Origin of the sequence: Klebsiella sp. GB_Kp056, assembly GCF_040064755.1 — a bacterium.
Lineage (GTDB): Bacteria > Pseudomonadota > Gammaproteobacteria > Enterobacterales > Enterobacteriaceae > Klebsiella > Klebsiella quasipneumoniae.
In genome coordinates this window covers 32,557-50,123 of sequence record NZ_JBEAJA010000040.1, presented here as the reverse complement: position 1 = coordinate 50,123, position 17,567 = coordinate 32,557, and the positions used below count along the sequence as shown (strand labels likewise).

The 17,567-nt window shown below is 55.7% G+C and carries 18 protein-coding genes and 3 tRNA genes; 9 read left to right on the top strand and 12 right to left on the bottom strand.

From position 1 onward, the window contains the following. Positions 1-248 precede the first annotated feature (248 nt). Entirely contained in the window at positions 249-872 is a 624-nt protein-coding gene (gene rcsA, locus ABLV52_RS07115; RefSeq protein WP_348890214.1) for a transcriptional regulator RcsA, read from the top strand. Between the two features lie 32 nt (positions 873-904). On the opposite strand, the gene dsrB is transcribed toward rcsA, so the two are convergent. Further along, on the bottom strand, positions 905-1,096 hold the full coding sequence (gene dsrB, locus ABLV52_RS07110; protein WP_004203477.1) for a protein DsrB: 192 nt from the start codon (positions 1,094-1,096) through the stop codon (positions 905-907). Positions 1,097-1,232: 136 nt separating this feature from the next. On the opposite strand from dsrB, the gene yodD reads away from it, so the two are divergent. Further along, complete coding sequence (yodD, locus tag ABLV52_RS07105) at positions 1,233-1,454, top strand: YodD family peroxide/acid resistance protein (protein WP_072413467.1); 222 nt, start codon at positions 1,233-1,235, stop codon at positions 1,452-1,454. A gap of 299 nt (positions 1,455-1,753) precedes the next feature. On the opposite strand, the gene dgcQ is transcribed toward yodD, so the two are convergent. After that, on the bottom strand, positions 1,754-3,433 hold the full coding sequence (gene dgcQ, locus ABLV52_RS07100; RefSeq protein WP_023290287.1) for a cellulose biosynthesis regulator diguanylate cyclase DgcQ: 1,680 nt from the start codon (positions 3,431-3,433) through the stop codon (positions 1,754-1,756). A 116-nt stretch (positions 3,434-3,549) separates the two neighbouring features. Next, entirely contained in the window at positions 3,550-4,461 is a 912-nt protein-coding gene (locus ABLV52_RS07095; RefSeq protein WP_044524012.1) for a DUF808 domain-containing protein, read from the bottom strand. Positions 4,462-4,644: 183 nt separating this feature from the next. Here ABLV52_RS07095 and yedA point away from each other — a divergent pair, with 183 nt between their 5' ends. After that, entirely contained in the window at positions 4,645-5,556 is a 912-nt protein-coding gene (gene yedA, locus ABLV52_RS07090; protein ID WP_023290289.1) for a drug/metabolite exporter YedA, read from the top strand. On the opposite strand, the gene ABLV52_RS07085 is transcribed toward yedA, so the two are convergent. The 4 genes from ABLV52_RS07085 to drpB form a co-directional block, all read right to left on the bottom strand. Beyond that, positions 5,531-6,025 (bottom strand): very short patch repair endonuclease, encoded by a 495-nt coding sequence (locus ABLV52_RS07085; RefSeq protein WP_050533831.1) that lies wholly within the window; start codon positions 6,023-6,025, stop codon positions 5,531-5,533. The two genes, yedA and ABLV52_RS07085, sit on opposite strands and share 26 nt — an antisense overlap. Then, on the bottom strand, positions 6,006-7,406 hold the full coding sequence (locus tag ABLV52_RS07080; protein ID WP_348890213.1) for a DNA cytosine methyltransferase: 1,401 nt from the start codon (positions 7,404-7,406) through the stop codon (positions 6,006-6,008). Before ABLV52_RS07080 ends, ABLV52_RS07085 begins: the two co-directional genes overlap by 20 nt. Positions 7,407-7,482: 76 nt before the next feature. Further along, positions 7,483-8,193 carry a phosphohydrolase gene (locus ABLV52_RS07075; RefSeq protein ID WP_023290292.1) on the bottom strand — a complete coding sequence of 237 codons (711 nt, stop codon included), beginning with the start codon at positions 8,191-8,193 and terminating at the stop codon, positions 7,483-7,485. A gap of 42 nt (positions 8,194-8,235) precedes the next feature. Further along, positions 8,236-8,517, bottom strand: coding sequence for a cell division protein DrpB (gene drpB, locus ABLV52_RS07070; RefSeq protein WP_348890212.1), 282 nt, complete (start codon positions 8,515-8,517; stop codon positions 8,236-8,238). A 542-nt stretch (positions 8,518-9,059) separates the two neighbouring features. Between drpB and ompC the strand changes: the two genes are divergently transcribed. Beyond that, positions 9,060-10,196, top strand: coding sequence for a porin OmpC (gene ompC / locus ABLV52_RS07065; protein ID WP_023290294.1), 1,137 nt, complete (start codon positions 9,060-9,062; stop codon positions 10,194-10,196). Between the two features lie 275 nt (positions 10,197-10,471). Here the strand turns inward: ompC and ABLV52_RS07060 are convergent. Then, positions 10,472-10,561, bottom strand: a tRNA-Ser gene (locus ABLV52_RS07060). Positions 10,562-10,651: 90 nt separating this feature from the next. Here ABLV52_RS07060 and mtfA point away from each other — a divergent pair. Then, positions 10,652-11,452, top strand: a complete 801-nt coding sequence (mtfA, locus tag ABLV52_RS07055; protein WP_072096628.1) for a DgsA anti-repressor MtfA — start codon at positions 10,652-10,654, stop codon at positions 11,450-11,452. A 100-nt stretch (positions 11,453-11,552) separates the two neighbouring features. Beyond that, positions 11,553-11,628, top strand: a tRNA-Asn gene (locus tag ABLV52_RS07050). Between the two features lie 279 nt (positions 11,629-11,907). On the opposite strand, the gene ABLV52_RS07045 is transcribed toward ABLV52_RS07050, so the two are convergent. Then, on the bottom strand, positions 11,908-12,297 hold the full coding sequence (locus ABLV52_RS07045; RefSeq protein WP_180265105.1) for a RidA family protein: 390 nt from the start codon (positions 12,295-12,297) through the stop codon (positions 11,908-11,910). Positions 12,298-12,437: 140 nt separating this feature from the next. Here ABLV52_RS07045 and ABLV52_RS07040 point away from each other — a divergent pair, with 140 nt between their 5' ends. Beyond that, positions 12,438-13,358: a LysR family transcriptional regulator gene (locus tag ABLV52_RS07040; RefSeq protein WP_032453414.1), complete on the top strand. Its 921-nt coding sequence runs from the start codon at positions 12,438-12,440 to the stop codon at positions 13,356-13,358. A 306-nt stretch (positions 13,359-13,664) separates the two neighbouring features. Continuing rightward, complete coding sequence (locus ABLV52_RS07035) at positions 13,665-13,901, top strand: hypothetical protein (RefSeq protein WP_048297836.1); 237 nt, start codon at positions 13,665-13,667, stop codon at positions 13,899-13,901. Between the two features lie 198 nt (positions 13,902-14,099). On the opposite strand, the gene ldtA is transcribed toward ABLV52_RS07035, so the two are convergent. The 3 genes from ldtA to nac form a co-directional block, all read right to left on the bottom strand. Further along, positions 14,100-15,041, bottom strand: coding sequence for a L,D-transpeptidase (gene ldtA, locus ABLV52_RS07030; protein WP_348890211.1), 942 nt, complete (start codon positions 15,039-15,041; stop codon positions 14,100-14,102). Between the two features lie 78 nt (positions 15,042-15,119). Beyond that, entirely contained in the window at positions 15,120-16,070 is a 951-nt protein-coding gene (gene cbl, locus ABLV52_RS07025; protein ID WP_004180456.1) for an HTH-type transcriptional regulator Cbl, read from the bottom strand. Positions 16,071-16,176: 106 nt separating this feature from the next. Beyond that, positions 16,177-17,094, bottom strand: coding sequence for a nitrogen assimilation transcriptional regulator NAC (gene nac / locus ABLV52_RS07020; RefSeq protein ID WP_004203498.1), 918 nt, complete (start codon positions 17,092-17,094; stop codon positions 16,177-16,179). Positions 17,095-17,424: 330 nt separating this feature from the next. Here nac and ABLV52_RS07015 point away from each other — a divergent pair. Beyond that, a tRNA-Asn gene (locus ABLV52_RS07015) sits at positions 17,425-17,500 on the top strand. Positions 17,501-17,567: the final 67 nt, after the last annotated feature.

The window sequence follows — 17,567 nt, the reverse complement described above, 5'->3', positions numbered from 1 at the left end:
CTGAAAGTAAAAGAATGTTTGGGGCCTAACCATAGCATCCGTGGGCACTTTTTGTTTTTAATTCGCTCACACTACCGGTTCTTGACTTTACTTTAAGAGTTTTCCTGGCAAATTATATACAGAGATGCGGAATAGTTTAATGGAACTAATGGGTTCTTTCTTAAACCTACTATTATCACCGCCCGCAAGGACTGCTTCGCACAGCCAGTGTGAAGTGTATATCGTTACGTGTTGATTGAGGATGGGTCATGTCAACGATGATTATGGATTTGTGCAGTTATACCCGGTTGGGACTAACGGGATATCTGACCAGTCGGGGAATTAAAAAACAGGAAATCGTTGAGGTCAACTGCGCTGAGGATCTGCACAGGCATTGTGCGTCATGTTGCCCGGCGGTGGTGTTTCTGAATGAAGATTGCTTTGTGCATGATGATGAAAGTAATAGCATTATTCGCCAGATCATCACGCAAAACCCGGCGACGTTGTTTGTGATTTTTATGTCGCTGGCGAACATCCATTTTGACCGCTATCTACGGGTGCGTAAGAACCTGCTAATCAGCTCAAAATCGATCACTCCAAAAGACCTTGATGTCATTCTGGTTAATTATCTTAAATACAAGAACACGAGTCTGGGGCAGTTAAATTTACCGACGTTGTCGCTGAGCAAAACAGAATCAAATATGCTGCAAATGTGGATGGCCGGGCATGGTACTTCGCAAATTTCAACGCAAATGAACATCAAAGCGAAAACGGTATCATCGCATAAAGGCAATATTAAAAAGAAAATACAGACGCATAATAAGCAGGTGATTTACCACATCGTTCGGCTGACCGAAAACATTACCAGCGGTATTCAGGTGAATCTACGCTGAAACAAACTGGCGGTGGTCCCGCCAGTTCGGTTTTACGAGATTTCTTTTTCCACGAAGATCCCATCCGGGTGCCCTATTTCATTGAAAAACCAGATCCCCAGGGGATAGTCTTCCAGCGAAACCAGATACATCGTCCCTTCACTAAACGACTCAATTGCCAGCACTACGCCCGATCGACGTGGGCCACCGTCGGTCTTCACCGTGACACGATCGTTCACCTGCATAATCCATCTCCTCTCTATTTCCAGCCAGTGTAGAACAAAACCACGCCGCTCGCAGCGTCGCGGGCAGTGACTGGCGTTTTTTTAGACCGACTATACTTAAAGAGGCTTGAGCGACGCTCAGCGAGGGGGGGTAATGATGAAGAACCGATTGACAGACCAGACCGGGAACGACGTTGATGTCAACGTTGATGCTCTGCTGGCGGCGATTAATGAGATCAGCGAAAGCGAAGTCCATCGCATCCTCGATGACCCACAGCACGCCAGTATCGATGGCCGCGGGGCGCATACCTGGCGTGAACTGGCGGAGGCATTTGAACTCGATATTCATGATTTCAGCGCCAGTGAAGCCAACCGCTAGCGATGGGCGAAAAAAATCCCGACTCGCAGGAGTCGGGATCAAACTTGCTAATGCAAGAAGCACTTGAAAATTCGTTACACCGGGAAATCCGATGCGTTGAAACATTATCCTCAATTATTTTGCATGACAAGCGATATTCATGGCGCAAAATATTGAGAAAGTTGGCGCTTCGCAGCAGAAAGGGCTGCAGGGCTGATGCGATAAGGCTTAGCCGCAAACCGGTTTCATTCGATAGCGCGATCCCCGTCGAACACTTTAAGAAAAATCTCATTTTGCCTGATTCGGGCGAAACGTTTTGCTCACGCTTCGCTGCGATACCAGACCTGGTTGCGGCCATTTTGCTTGGCCAGATACAGTCGACCATCGGCGACCGACTGCAGGGCTTCAAAGTGATACTCCCCCCGCTCTTCGCTGCCGCTCACCCCTAACGACGCGCTGACCCGCAGCGTCACGTTGTTATGCAAAAAGACCTCCCGGCCATGAATACGCAGGCGTAGCCGCTCCGCTACCGCCGCCGCTTCCTGCAGCGTGGTATTCGGCAGCACGACACAAAACTCCTCTCCGCCCACGCGGCCCAGCAAATCACCGTCCCGGACGGTGCCGGCAAGCGTACTGGCCACCATCGACAGCACTCTGTCACCCGCCTGATGGCCATAGCGATCGTTAATGCCCTTAAAGTGATCCAAATCGAGCTGGATGACCGCCAGCGGTCGTCCGCTGCGCTGGCAGTCGCTGGCTACCGCCATCGCCTTCTCAAACAGCGCCCCGCGATTGAGCAGGCGGGTTAAGGCATCGTGCCAGGCCTGCCACTCCAGGGAGGTCTGGAGAACGCTCATATTGCGGACCATACGGCGGATCACCAGCCAGGAGAGCAGCAGCATTAAGGTGAAGAGGATCCACATCAGGGTCAGGGCGATGGTGATGGTGCCAAAGTTGCCGCGTACGCCTTCCCGCAGAGTATGGATCCGCAGCAGCACGCCATCAAAATTGCGCAGTTTGGCCCAGCTGATATAGCGCGTCAGCAGACGCAGACCGCCCTGATTATCATGGGCAAACGCGCGGCTGAGCAGTTCCTGTTCGCGCGGCGACAGCAGCGTAAGGACATTCCCCGGCGCAGAAGAGGCCAGCAGGCTAAGATGGCTGTCGTAAAGCTGGTATTCCCCCTCCTGCCCGCCCTGCATCGCGCTGATTAAAAATGCTTTTATTTCGCTGACTGAGAAATCCATCGCCAGCACGCCGCGCCAGTAACCGGCAAAATCCAGAGGTATCGAGGCGGTGACCACCTGCTCTTCCAGCTGCGGGTCATCGTCAGGAAAGGTTTGCCAGATAACGCCGCGGTGCGGATTGTTCCGCTGGGTCTGCCGGGTAAACCAGAGGGCGCTGATGGCGCGCGAATAGTAGGTCTTCACCTGCGATTCATCGCGCAGCGGCAGGGTCGAGGTGAAAAAACCGCTGCGGGAGATATATTGCATCCGCTCGGCAAAATCGCGGTCATGCTGCGTCAGGTTTAACAGATAACCCAGCTCCAGCGTCGCCATCAGTTCATTGACCACCAGCGGATCGTCCGGCAAGAGCAGCGGGTGATCCCTGACGACGCCCTCCGAGACGCCAAACACCGGCAGCGTCCGGCGGTTGGGGAGCGCCACCCGCCAGGTCTCCTGGTGGCGTTGGCTCAGATAGCGCTGGCTGGCTTCGTGCAACACATCGACGTCGAGCGGGCGTTCAAGCGCGGACTGCATACCGTGGCGAAAAAACATCATCCTGTCGATGTTGAACTGCAGCAGGCCATCCATTTCATGCGCGACGTTAGCCAGATTATTGCGCTGGTTCGCCACGTAGGCCTCTTCCAGGACATTGATTTCGCGCCAGATCAGCAGCGTGGAGAAAAACAGCACCACGATAAAACAAATGTTAACCACATGCGCCGGGCGAGTCAGGTGGTAGAGTTTTTTCAACTTCAACCGTAGTGGCTTTTCCATCTTTCTCTCGCAGTACGTTGCGCAAATCTGACGTCGTCAGCACGCCCGGTCTCTGTCGATACCGGAGGCGCTTTTAGCGTAGACCACGCGGCGCCGTCATGCGGCGCCGCACCTGACTACTTCACCGCGCCACGCAGGCGACTGACCGCCTTGACGCCCGCCAGCACCACCGCGCCGATGATAAAACCCAGCACCAGATTAGCCACCATCGGCAGCAAGGCGGCCAACATGCCGCCCAGCCCCGCGCTCCAGTGCTCAATGGCATGGTGTAGCGGCGCAATACCGTGAACCACAATCCCGCCGCCCACGAGGAACATGGCCAGCGTTCCGACGATAGAGAGCACTTTCATCAGCCAGGGCGCCACGGTCAATAACCCTTTGCCCAGCCACTGCGCCAGGGTACTGCGTTTCTCCGCCAGCCAGTAGCCCATGTCATCTAGTTTGACGATCACCCCCACCAGGCCATAGACCCCGACGGTGACCAGAATCGCGATCCCCGACAGAATGAGGATCTGATTCAGCAGCGGCGCTTCCGCGACAATGCCGAGGGTGATGGCGACAATTTCCGCGGACAAAATAAAGTCGGTGCGGATCGCCCCTTTGACTTTGTCACGCTCAAAGGCCAGCGGATCACGATCCGCCAGCGCCTGAAGACGCTGCTGCCGTTGCGCTGGGTCCTCTTTGTGCTTACGCGCTTCCAGGCTGTGGAGCACCTTTTCCACCCCTTCAAAACAGAGAAACGCGCCGCCCAACATCAGCAGCGGCGTAATCGCCCAGGGAATGAAGGCGCTGATTAGCAGGGCCAGCGGCACGAGGATGATTTTATTGACGAACGACCCTTTCGCCACGCCCCAGACCACAGGCAGCTCACGATTTGCCCGCACGCCGGTCACCTGTTGGGCGTTGAGGGAGAGATCGTCGCCCAGCACCCCCGCCGTTTTTTTCGCCGCCAGCTTGCCCATCATGGAAATATCGTCCAGCAGCGTGGCGATATCATCGAGTAATGTTAAAAGACTACTTCCTGCCAAAATGATTTTCCTTCTCTTTTCATCAATGTCTCCCTCGAGTATGCGTTAAAAAACGGCCGCTGCCCAAGGTACAATTAGTCAATATAAATTTAACAACCTGACGCAAATTAAGCGCTCGCCAGCAGGATAGTTTTCACGTTTACTATATGTCCCCTTTCTATCTCTGCACCGTCGTGAGGAAGTATGTCTACCCGTCAGCTGTTACCGCTTATCGGGGCGCTGTTTGCGCTGTATATCATTTGGGGCTCTACCTATTTCGCCATCGCCGTCGGCGTCGCCAGCTGGCCGCCGCTGATGATGGCCGGAATTCGCTTTCTCTCTGCCGGCGTGCTGCTGCTGGGATGGCTGTTGGCCACCGGCCATAAACTGCCGGCCCGCGGACCGTTGCTTAACGCCGCGCTGATCGGGGTTTTGCTGCTGGCCGTCGGCAACGGCTTTGTCACCCTGGCCGAACATCAGCACGTTCCCTCCGGGATCGCCGCGGTCATGGTCGCCACCGTTCCGCTGTTCACCCTGTGCTTCAGCCGCTTTTTCGGCATCGCCACTCGTAAACTGGAATGGCTGGGGATTGCCATTGGCCTCGCGGGTATTGTGATGCTTAACAGCGGAGGCAACCTGAACGGCAACCCCTGGGGCGCGCTGCTGATCCTGATTGGCTCCCTGAGCTGGGCCTTCGGCTCGGTTTACGGCTCGCGGATCGAGCTGCCGACCGGCATGATGGCGGGGGCAATCGAGATGCTCGCCGCCGGGATCGTCCTGCTGGCCGCGTCATGGCTGAGCGGCGAAACCTTAACCCGTGTTCCGTCGTGGTCCGGGATCGCCGCTGTGGCCTACCTGGCTATCTTTGGCTCGCTGATTGCCATCAACGCCTACATGTTTTTGATCCGCAATGTCACCCCGGCGGTGGCCACCAGCTACGCCTATGTTAACCCGGTGGTGGCGGTTCTGCTTGGTACCGGATTCGGTGGCGAAAGCCTGTCCCTGATCGAGTGGCTGGCGCTGGCGGTGATTATTTTCGCCGTCGTGCTGGTGACGCTGGGGAAATATCTCTTCCCGGTTCGCAGCGAAGCTACCCCTTGTAAGGCGTCGAAATAAGCGCCAGTTCGCGGATCCCCTGGGTGTCGATCTGCGCGTCGTGTCCGGCGCCGCAGATCCACTCTTCCAGACGCTCGGTGAGCGCCTCGTCATTCAGCTTCAGCCGACCACGCAGGGCGCATTCCCAGACGATAAGCACCCGCCAGCCCTGCTCGGCCAGCTTTTGCCGGTCACGGGCATCGCGCGCCACGTTGCCGGCGATCTTGTCCAGCCAGAACGCGGTCCGGGTGGCCGGCACCTTAAACAGGTAACAGTCATGGTGATGCCAGAAACAGCCGTGGGTAAAGATGACGCAACGGTAATCGGGTAAAGCGAAATCAGGGCGTCCCGGCAGCTCGCGATCCTGGGCAACAAAGGTGAATCCCGCCTGAGTCAACAGCGCCGCTATCCGCTTCTCGATCGCCGTATCGCGCGTGGCGATAGCCCGCATATTTTTACTGCGCGTGGCTTTATCGTGAACATCCGCCATCGTTATCACCCGCTTCGCGACGCGCCACCGCCTGAGCGATGCGCGGGGCCAGGAGCTTCGCCACCGCGGCGAAGACCGGAACCACCACCGAGTTGCCGAACTGACGATAGGCCTGGGTATCCGACACCGGGATGCGGAAACGCGCCCCCTGAGGCGATTCGAAACCCATCAACCGGGCGCACTCCCGCGGCGTCAACCGACGAGGACGCCGCTGTTGATTCTGCGGATCGTCAAAATGCGTCTCGCCCAGCGGCCGGTCCCAGCCGCGATCGACGAGAATTTCGGCGCCATCTTTATAGTAGCGGGCGGAGAGCGTCCGGGCCACGCTGTGGGGATTGGCGGGGTCCACCAGGCCATAACCAAAGCCATTGCCCCGCGCCTGATGTTTGCGGGCATATCGATAAAGATATTTCCACAGTACCGGCGTGAGGATAAATTTAGCATCCACCGTCGGCTCCAGCAGCTCGCCAAATGTTGGCCGAACCGCCGGGTACAGCGCCGCGATATCGCGCAGCGTAAACCCCTCGTGCAGCTGCAGATCGCGACGGAAGCCCACCAGCACGATGCGCTCCCGGTGCTGCGGTAAGAAATGGCGCCCGTCGATCACCTTCGGATCGTCCGGCCCGCTATGCGCGGCGTCAGCGACCTCATACCCCAGCTCATCCAGCGTCTGCATGATGATGCGGAAGGTCCGCCCCTGATCGTGGCTTTTGAGATTTTTAACATTCTCCAGCACAAAGATCGCCGGCTGACGGGCAGCGATAATTCTCACCACATCAAAAAACAGCGTCCCCTGGGTTTCGCAGGCAAAGCCGTGGGCGCGACCCATGGCATTTTTTTTCGACACGCCGGCGAGTGAGAAAGGCTGGCAGGGAAAGCCGGCCAGCAGCACATCATGCTGCGGGATAGTCTCGCGGATATGCTGCGCCGCCTCGTCATCGCTAACGTCGGGGCGATGGCTGAGGGTGATATCGCGAATATCTTCATTGAAACGGTGTTGCTGCGGATCACAATACCAGTTGGCCTTATAGGTGCGCACCGCATGCTTGTTCCACTCGCTGGTAAAGACGCACTGCCCGCCGATAGCTTCAAAACCGCTGCGGATCCCGCCGATACCGGCAAACAGATCGACAAAGCGGAATCCATAGTGCGGATGATGGGCCGGCGGCGACGGCAGCAGCGTCGCCAGATGAGCGACCTCCTGCGGACGCAAACGCGCTGCCGCGCGGCTGAGGGCCGCCACGCGCTTGAGGATCGCCGCGCTCCAGTGCTGCTCCCCGACGCTCACCAGTTCGGCGACCAGCGTTTTCACATCGTAGATCGTCATCAGCTGGCGCAGCAGCGCCTGAGCCTCTTCACCGGCCGGTTCCGTCAATGACAACGACCTGTTTTCCTTGCTTAACTTTTGTGGCATATCCTCAACCAGCGCGGACGATTTTTGCAGAGAGTACCATAAATCACTGGTCGGTTGACGGCTGCGGTGCAAAGCGGCGTAAAACCGCCTCATCCAGCGCCAGGGGTTCCCCCTTCAGCTCCGCGCTGATCTTGGCCATAAACTCGACGAGGAAGCGCGCATTATGCTGCGCCATAGCCCTTCCTCCGGCGGTCTGCATGGTTTCCGGCAGGCGCAGGAGCTTGCACTGGAAATGGTCGAGGGCATATTTTCTGTCATCCAGCGCTCTCCGGTCGGCGAAAGGATCGTCGGCATCAAACAGAATGGTGTTCAGGGCGCCGGCGACGGCGAAGACCCGCGCCAGGCCTATCGCCCCCAGCGACTCAAGACGGTCGGCGTCCTGGACGATTTTCGCCTCCAGCGTGCGCGGCGGGATCGCCGCGCTGAAGCTGTGCGCCTCAATAGCGTGGCTGACCGCCGCATACCGGTCTGCGGGAAAATCGGCAAACGACGACTGCAAAATAGCCAGGGTTTTCTCGGCAGCCATCATCGAGGAGCGGCTTCGCTCCGGATGATTTTTAGGCAGACTGACAATGTCATGAAAATAGCAGGCCGTGAGAAGCACCAGTCCGTCGACCTCCTCCTCCCCGGCGGCCAGCCGGGTGGCGGTGGCCCAGACGCGACGAAAATGGGACAGATCGTGCGCCGCATCCTCCCGGGCGTGATGCGTCAATATCCAGTGCTCAAATCGCTGCTGCCAGTCAACCAGGTTCATAGGCGTTCCTTTATCTGTAGGTCAGCCTCGAGCATAGCAACTTTACGACCGATGATCCCGCCCGCTTCCGGAGGGCCGTGTATACCAGACGACAGCGCCGAGGATCGTGCCAATGCCGGCGAGCACCAGCATTCCCAACAGGGCGCCAAGCCATTTCCCTGCCATGGTGCCAAAGTCGCCCTCCGCGCTGGCGCCGGGGACGCTGTGAATTTTTCCCACCACCCACCAGTAACGCACAATGACCCAGACACAATATCCGCAAAAGGCATACAACGCCCATAGCGCGAGTTTGCCGCCCGGGCTGCGTTTTGCCTGCTCTTCCATCTCATTCCTCTCCGTGACAAATCATACTACCGCCACTCAAAAACGTGACGCTCATCACATTATACCGCCATGCTGCGCCACAGGCAGCAGTTTCATCCTTGTCTTCTGCACCCACTTATCACTTATTCTGCCAATGGAAATACGCAGGGGTGGTTTTTTTTATTCTTTACCCACGGGCTTAAACATTAACGACACCCAGCCATGCCGCGTAGTGTAATTATCAATCCGCCGGCGGCATTGACTAATAAATTATATTTAAAGGCTGAATAACCAGCTCACTGTAAATTAATACAAATAATTTCATTCAGTTAACCACGATCGCAACACAGCAACATAACCTATTGCTATACAACAAAATAATCATTAAAACAGATTCATTTAAATTTAATATAATGAACCACATAGAAATATTTTGTAATATCTTACATTATTTATTTACATATTTTATTTTAAATAAAAATGAACTTAGTCGTTAGTATCTGACAGGCATTCCGGAGGGATTGTCATAATTCACAGAAATTATTATTAAAAGGGAATATATAATGAAAAGAAAAGTACTGGCACTCATGGTACCGGCATTACTCATGGTCAATGCCGTTAATGCTGCAGAAATTTATAACAACAACGCCAACAAACTGGACCTTTATGGAAAAGTCGCCGGCCTGCGTTACTTCTCTGACGACACCAGCGAGGACGGCGACCAGACCTATGCTCGCTTAGGCATCAAAGGCGAAACGCAGATCGCTTCTGAGTTAACCGGCTACGGTCAGTGGGAATACAATGTCAAAGCGAACACCAGCGAAGGAGAAGGCGCGAATTCATGGACTCGTCTGGCCTTCGCCGGTCTGAAGTTTGCTGACTATGGCTCACTGGACTATGGCCGTAACTACGGCGTGGTGTACGACATCGAATCCTGGACTGATATGCTGCCGGAATTCGGCGGCGATACCTACACTCAGACCGACGTTTACATGACCGGCCGCACCAACGGGGTGGCCACCTACCGTAACAGCGATTTCTTCGGCCTCGTCGACGGCCTGCATTTCGCCCTGCAATATCAGGGGAATAATGAAAACGCCGGTTCTGGCGAAGGCACAAACAACGGCGGCGCTCGTAAACTGGCGCGGGAAAATGGCGACGGGTTTGGTATCTCCAGCTACTACGATCTCGATATGGGCATCAGCTTCGGGGCCGCCTACTCGGCTTCCGACCGTACCCATAACCAGCTGGCGGCAGCACGCAGCAGCCATATTTACGCTAACGGTGATAAAGCCGAGGCCTGGACCGTCGGCGCAAAATATGACGCCAACAACATCTATCTGGCCGCCATGTATGCGGAAACCCGCAACATGACCTTCTACGGCAACGGCGCTATTGCCAACAAGACGCAGAACTTTGAAGTCGTCGCCCAGTACCAGTTCGATGAGTATAATTTACCGCTGCGTCCATCCGTGGCCTATCTGCAATCGAAGGGGAAAGATCTTTACAACTACTCTCGCTATAGCGACAAGGATCTGGTCAAGTATGTCGACATCGGCATGACCTACTACTTCAATAAGAATATGTCCACCTATGTGGATTACAAAATCAACCTGCTGGATGAAGACGACCGCTTCTACCGCAACAACGGTATCTCGACCGATGATATCGTGGCCCTCGGTCTCGTTTACCAGTTCTGATCCCCATCAAAGCCCGCGCTCAGCGGGCTTTTTCTTGTTCCCGCTCCGTTGAGATCACTCTTTTCAACATTGCCGCTTTCCAGGCGTACCTTCCCTCTTTATGATGCGTTTAAGCTCGTTCGGGCAAATTGCGGCGGTAAAACCACAAAAGGACAAGGCGCACTACCGCGTCTTTACGCTGAAACCAGGACGATGATGATGGCGATACCCCAGCGCAGGCGTTATACCTGAAGCTAACGGTGTTATTGAAGGGGAATGGTCAGAGAAAGAATAGTTGGCGGAGAGAGGGGGATTTGAACCCCCGGTAGAGTTGCCCCTACTCCGGTTTTCGAGACCGGTCCGTTCAGCCGCTCCGGCATCTCTCCGCTGTTGTGGTTGCTATAATGCCAGGATCTTTGGCATTTTAATAGCTCCCGTTTCGGTAATCGTGTTCAAGTGACGACTTTGCGAGCAATATGATGTTTAAATGGCCCTGGAAAGCAGATGATGAGTCCGGCAACGCAGAGATGCCCTGGGAGCAAGCGCTTGCCATTCCGGTTTTAGCCCACCTTTCGCCCGCTGAGCAGCACAAGCTGACGCAGATGGCTGCCCGTTTCTTACAGCAAAAACGTCTGGTGGCGCTTCAGGGGCTGGAACTGACTCCGTTGCACCAGGCGCGGATAGCTATGCTCTTCTGCCTGCCGGTACTTGAGCTGGGGATTGAGTGGCTGGACGGTTTTCACGAAGTGCTGATCTACCCTGCCCCCTTTGTCGTGGATGATGAATGGGAGGATGATATTGGTCTGGTCCACAACCAGCGGGTAGTGCAGTCGGGGCAAAGCTGGCAGCAGGGTCCTGTAGTGCTGAACTGGCTGGATATTCAGGACTCCTTTGATGCGTCAGGCTTTAACCTTGTGGTGCATGAGGTGGCGCATAAGCTTGATGCGCGGAATGGCGATCGGGCCAGCGGGGTGCCGCTGATCCCACTGCGCGAAGTCGCCGGCTGGGAGCACGATCTCCACGCGGCGATGAACAACATTCAGGATGAGATAGATCTGGTAGGGGAAAGCGCCGCCAGCATTGACGCCTATGCCGCCACCGATCCTGCGGAGTGCTTCGCCGTCCTTTCGGAATATTTTTTCAGCGCGCCTGAACTGTTCGCGCCCCGCTTCCCGGCCCTGTGGCAACGTTTTTGCCATTTTTACCGCCAGGATCCGCTGGCGCGCAGACGTGAAAATGGCCTGCAGGACGAAGACGAGCGGCGCATTGTTCACTAAAACAACGTGTTGAGCTAAATTTAGCCATTTGAATCAGCAGGTTAATTTTAGTGTTGACACAAAAATGCCGGGCCAGTAGTATGCGCCTCGTTCACACGATTCCTCTGTAGTTCAGTCGGTAGAACGGCGGACTGTTAATCCGTATGTCACTGGTTCGAGTCCAGTCAGAGGAGCCAAATTTAAAAAGCCCGCTCAGGGAAACCTGAGCGGGCTTTTTGCTTTCCGTGAGCCCCACGCCAGCGGGTATAAGCAGCATCGTACCGTTGGTACCGTCCAACGTTCCGTATGCGATCCCCGCAGGTGAAAAGCAGCGCCGCTGCTCCCAACCTTATGGCTACAGACTTTCGATCCGACGGTAACCACTGGGTCTACTGCTGGGTAGCAGACGATCCCGATTCGGCAGTTACCGCTGCAGACAGCGCGGACTGCCCAACTGGCGGAAAGACCCGTAACGCTTAGGGTAGCCTGGCAATAACCTTAATCTCGAACTTAAATCCATAAAGCCACGTCACGCCGATCCCGGTCAGCGTAGGGTAAGGCGCTTCTCCCCAATATTCTGGCAGGATACTCCAGATAGCGTCGAGATTTGACTCAGGATCGACGACAAAGAGGGTAACGTCAACCACGTCCCTAAACGTGCAGCCCGCCGCTGCGAGCACAGCATTAAGATTTTTGAACGCCAGCCTGACCTGTGCTTCCAGATCATGCTCAGGCGAACCATCCTCGTGGCTACCCACCTGCCCCGAAACAAACAAGAAACCATTGGATTTGATGGCCGGTGAATAACGATTGCGCTCATAGAGCGCCTGCCGACCGTGGGGAAAAACGGCTTCGCGTGCTGTCATGTTTGTACCTTTATACTGGGGCGAAATCAGCCCGGTGAATGTAAAGACACTGTACAACGGCCAGATCGGGCGGATAAACAAGCGACTTTGTCCCTCATTGTTTGTAATATCCAAGCAATCGATGAAAGACAGGATAAGAAATGGATCGTTTCGATGCGATGCGCGCCTTTGCTCGGGTGGTGGAGGCAGGGAGCTTCACGAAGGCTGCCCAAACGCTTCATATGAGCAAAACCACGGTGACGCAACTCATTCAGCAACTGGAAGCGCGACTGCGCGTCAAATTGCTCCATCGCACCACCCGCAAGCTTGGAGTGACTCCCGATGGCGCGGTCTACTACGAGCGCGTCATCCGCCTGCTGGCGGACATGGAGGATGCTGAAAACAGCCTGTCCAGTGCGGCGATGACGCCCAGGGGACGGCTACGGGTGGATGTGCCCAGTCCGCTCGCCCGCCTCATCCTGGTGCCGGCGCTACCGGCTTTCCACGCCCGCTACCCTGATATCCAGTTCGACATGGGCGTGAGCGACCGGAAGGTAGATCTGATCGGCGACAACGTGGATTGCGTCCTGCGCGGTGGCGAAATCACCGACCAGTCCCTAATCGCACGCCATGTCGGCGATTTGCCAATCGGCGTCTACGTCGCCCCCCGTTATGTGGAACGCCTTGGCGCTCCCGCACACCCGCGAGAGCTGCAAAATACTGACCATTGCATAGTGGGATTCTTGTCCTCACGCACCAGTAAGATTGATCCTTTGGTACTGCGCAGTGAGAATGAACGTATTGAAATCACGGGCAACTACGTCCTTGCCGTGGATGATGGCAATGCTTACCTCGAAGCTGGGTTAGCTGGCTTAGGCGTGATTGCGCTGCCCAACTATATGGCGGCAGCGCATCAGGCCGTTGGCGCTTTGATTCCGTTATTTACACAATGGCGGATTAGCCCAATGCCTCTGTACCTGGCGTTTCCACCGAACCGCCATGTCAACGCCAAGCTGCGCGTTTTTATTGACTGGATCGTTGAAGTGATGCAGCAGCATGTCCCGATTGCCAACAATAAATAACGACATCCCAGCCCCCTGATTCGCTTATCAACGACGATGGGGGTCATTCCCGTTGTTTTGAACGAAAGTGAATAATAGAAATCGTTTTCCCAATTTAAATATTTATAACGAATCCGAGAACTATAATGCGGGATTGCAGTCCTATTCCGAACTTGCTGGAAATATTTCCCTAACACTAGCCTGTTTACCTAACTACAGTATTCATGGGATTACCGATGAGGTACACTTTATATTTAATAGCGTCATTCCCGCATCATTCATTATAATTATAGAAAATTGCATTTAATAAAATAAGGATATTAATTTATGACAAAAGGTATAAAAATTATCATCACCGTAGTTTTCGTGATTCTGGCATTGCTGAGCGGCATGATGAGCTTCATGATCGTCGGGATGGGGGTCAGCGGTAGTGGGTGTGGTCAGGAGTGTTTTGACAATATGGATTCTGCAGCACTCATCAGTATTATATTCTGGATATTGGCTATCATAACGGGGATATTCGCTTTCATGGACAATGGCAGCCAAAAAAAAGATCCTCAGTAACAATATTAAGTCCATAGATATATTTGCAGACTTTATCATCTCCGCCTGAGCCTCTCCTGGCGCCCTCATTAACACGCCATCACCGCCACTGTTGATAAGTTAAGGATCGGTTTCCCGATCCTTATCCCCAACAACGTTGAATGCATCGACAGCAAAAGAGCCTTCTGACAATAGCCGTTAATCAGACTAAACGACCCGCTACAAACTCCCCTGCGCCGCTGTGGCGCTGATATTCACCGGCATGCCGGAGCGGCGCTGCAGGGTTTGCTCGGCCTGCGAAGGACTCACTCCCGGCCCCTGAGTAAATTCGCGCAGCGCCGAGGTCATCGGCAAGGGGACTTTTCTGTCGGATTCAAATTCCGCCCGGTTGCGCGACAGCGGCTCGTGCACCTCCAGCCAGTGGCTGCCATCCGGTTCCACGGTGTACTTCACCGGCTGATCGATCAGCTGGACGCGCGTCCCCACCGGTACGTTATCAAACAGGAATTTAATGTCGTCATTACGCAGGCGGATGCATCCCTGGCTGACGCGCAGCCCGATGCCAAAGTTGGCATTGGTGCCGTGGATGGCGTACAGCCTGCCGATATAGATCGCATACAGCCCCATCGGATTATCGGGGCCGGGCGGCACCATCGCCGGCAGGGTTTTGCCCTCTTTCGCATATTCACGGCGGGTATTGGCGGTCGGTACCCAGGTGGGCCCTTCCTGCTTGCGCTCTACCACCGTCACCCAGTTACGCGGCGTTTCGCGTCCCGCCTGGCCAATGCCGATTGGCAGGACTTCCACGCTATTGCCCAGCGGCGGGTAATAATAGAGGCGCATCTCGGCGACGTTGATAACGATCCCCTCACGCACGGTGTCAGGCAGGATCAGCTGCTGCGGAATGGTCAGCGTCGAACCGGAGTGCGGCAAATAAACATCGACGCCGGGGTTCGCCTCCAGCATATTGCTCAACCCCTGGCCGTACTGGGCGGCAAAGCTTTCCAGTGGTTGAGTGTTGTTCTCCGGCACGGCAATGGTAAAAGCGCTGCCCACCAGACGGCTCCCCTCCGGCGGCAGCGGATAGCTGACGGCCAGCGCGCTGTGGCTGGCGAACAGCATCAGCGCCGAACAGAGTAATGTCACACGCCGCATCGTCATTTTCCCTTCCTCAGTCGCGACTCTCGTGTGTGAATTATAGCGGCATTTCCTCTCCCCGATCCGCTGGCCAGCATTTCCTTAAATCTGATAGTCGATAGCGGCCTCTTCCGGCTCCATCGCCTGGCGCTTGATCTCATCCAGCGACAGTCCGGCATTGCACAATTCGATAAAGCGCCAGACGTAATTACGCTGCAGCTGACCCCGTTTCAGTCCCAGCCATACGGTATTGGCATCAAACAGATGGCGGGTATCGAGCCGCGTAAAGGTATCCGCTTCGCGGGCATCCCCGGACTGCTCGGCAACCAGCCCGACGCCCAGCCCCAGCTCGACGTAGGTCTTGATCACATCGGAATCCTGGGCGCTCAGCACAATATCCGGCATCAACCCTTTGCGGTTGAAGGCCTCATCGATCCGCGAACGGCCGGTGATCCCCTGGCGATAGGTGATTAACGGCCAGCGGGCAATCGCCTCCAGCGTCAGAGGAGACACCTGGGTCAGGGGATGGTCTTTGGGTACCAGCAGGCTGTGATGCCAGCGGAACCAGGGGAAAGCCGCCAGCGTCGGGTCGTTGCTCAGACGCTCGCTGGCGATGCCGATATCCGCTCCGCCGTTATGCAGCAGCGCTTCGATTTCCTGCGGGGTGCCCTGCACCAGCTCGACGCGAACGTCGGAGAACAGCTCGCGGAAAGCTTTAATCACCGGGGGCAGGCTGTAGCGCGCCTGGGTATGGGTGGTGGCGATGGTTAAGACGCCGGAGGCATCGTTAGTGAAGAGATCCGCCAGCCGCCGGACGTTGCTGGCTTCATTGAGGATCCGCTCAGCAATGGATAACAGCGCTTTACCCGGCTCGGTCATGCCTAACAGGCGTTTGCCGCGACGGATAAAGATCTCAATCCCCAGCTCCTCTTCCAGTTCCCGGATATGGCGGCTGACGCCTGACTGCGAGGTATAGAGCATATTCGCGACTTCCGTCAGGTTGTAATCCTGACGGGCCGCCTCACGGATAATTTTCAGTTGCTGGAAGTTCACCCTTTCCTCCGGGCCAATGGACTTAACGTATCTGCTATTGTTAAAGTCTGTTGTCCCGGGTAACAAATAATAAAAACCAGCAACTTATTCCTTAAGAGAATATAGCCTAACTAACCAGCTGCAGTTCGCGGTTCTCCAGCGACGGACGGCTCACCAGAGACAGCAAGATCTCCTTCACCGCCTGCGCCTGCGGCGACAAACCGCCGCGCGCCGACATGTTCAGCGACAGCGACAGGCTCATTGACGGCGTGCTAATCCGCGCCATCCAGCCGTTCGCCGCGCCGCACAGGGAGCGGGCAGCGGATTCCGGCAGGACCGTCGCCCCCATGCCGCTGGCGATGGCCGCGGTCAGGGTGGTAATGGATTCGATCTCGCCGATAATTTTCGCCGACAGACGACGCAGGGTGAACGCCTCGGTGACCCGCGCCCGTACCGCGCTGTAATCTCGCGGCAGGAACAGGTTCATCTCCGCCACCGCCGTAAGGTCCACGCTCTGCCCCGGGCAGTCGCGGGTGCCGACCAGGTAGAGGTCTTCTTTCAGCAGCGGCTGGCTGACGATGCCGGCCACCGGCGAACGCTCATACAGCACCGCCATATCCAGCTGGCCCGCCAGCAGCTTGTCATTCAGCGCAGTGCCGCTGCTTTCCTGCAGATAGACCATCACCTCGGGCAGCTCATTACGCACCGTCTGCAGCAACGGCATGGTAATGGCGGAGGCCGCTGTGCCCGGCGCCAGGCCGATCGAGACCTGGCCACGCAGCGTCTGGCCGACGTTATTGACCGCCAGCTGCGCCTGCTCACACTGGCGCAGAATGGTCCGCGCATGGGTATAAAGGATTTTACCGGCTTCCGTTGGCGTGACCCCTCGCTTGGTGCGTATCAGCAGCTGCTGGTCCATTTCACCTTCCAGGGTCGCGACCTGCTGGCTCAGGGCCGGTTGGGCGATGTGCAAGACTTCAGCGGCCTGGGTCAGACTGCCGATATCGACGATTTTCACAAAATATTTCAGTCGTCTTAAGTTCATTTTGCCTCCTGTAAGGAACGCCAGCGTCAACGCTGGAAGTATGATGAAACTGGTTTTGCAATTTGCTTGCCAGCTTTTCATTTCCGCTGCCGTTGCCCGCCACAGGCGGTGTTATAAGGGATAGTGATAGCAATCCGGTTTTTATTTGCCCGGTAAGCAGATTGTGGTATGCCCCATTAGGGGTACATTCGCACTACAACGGTGCAATCTGGTGAAAAAAACAGCGCATGCGCGGGGGTTGCTGAAATTGTCAGCAGTCGAACGCAATTCTTTGAATCAGGCTTTGACAAGGCCGGGTGGCATCGTTAATATGCGCCCCGTTCACACGATTCCTCTGTAGTTCAGTCGGTAGAACGGCGGACTGTTAATCCGTATGTCACTGGTTCGAGTCCAGTCAGAGGAGCCAAATTTAAAAAGCCTGCTTTCGAGCAGGCTTTTTGCTTTTCCGCGCCAGCCGCGCTGCCGGAAGGCGA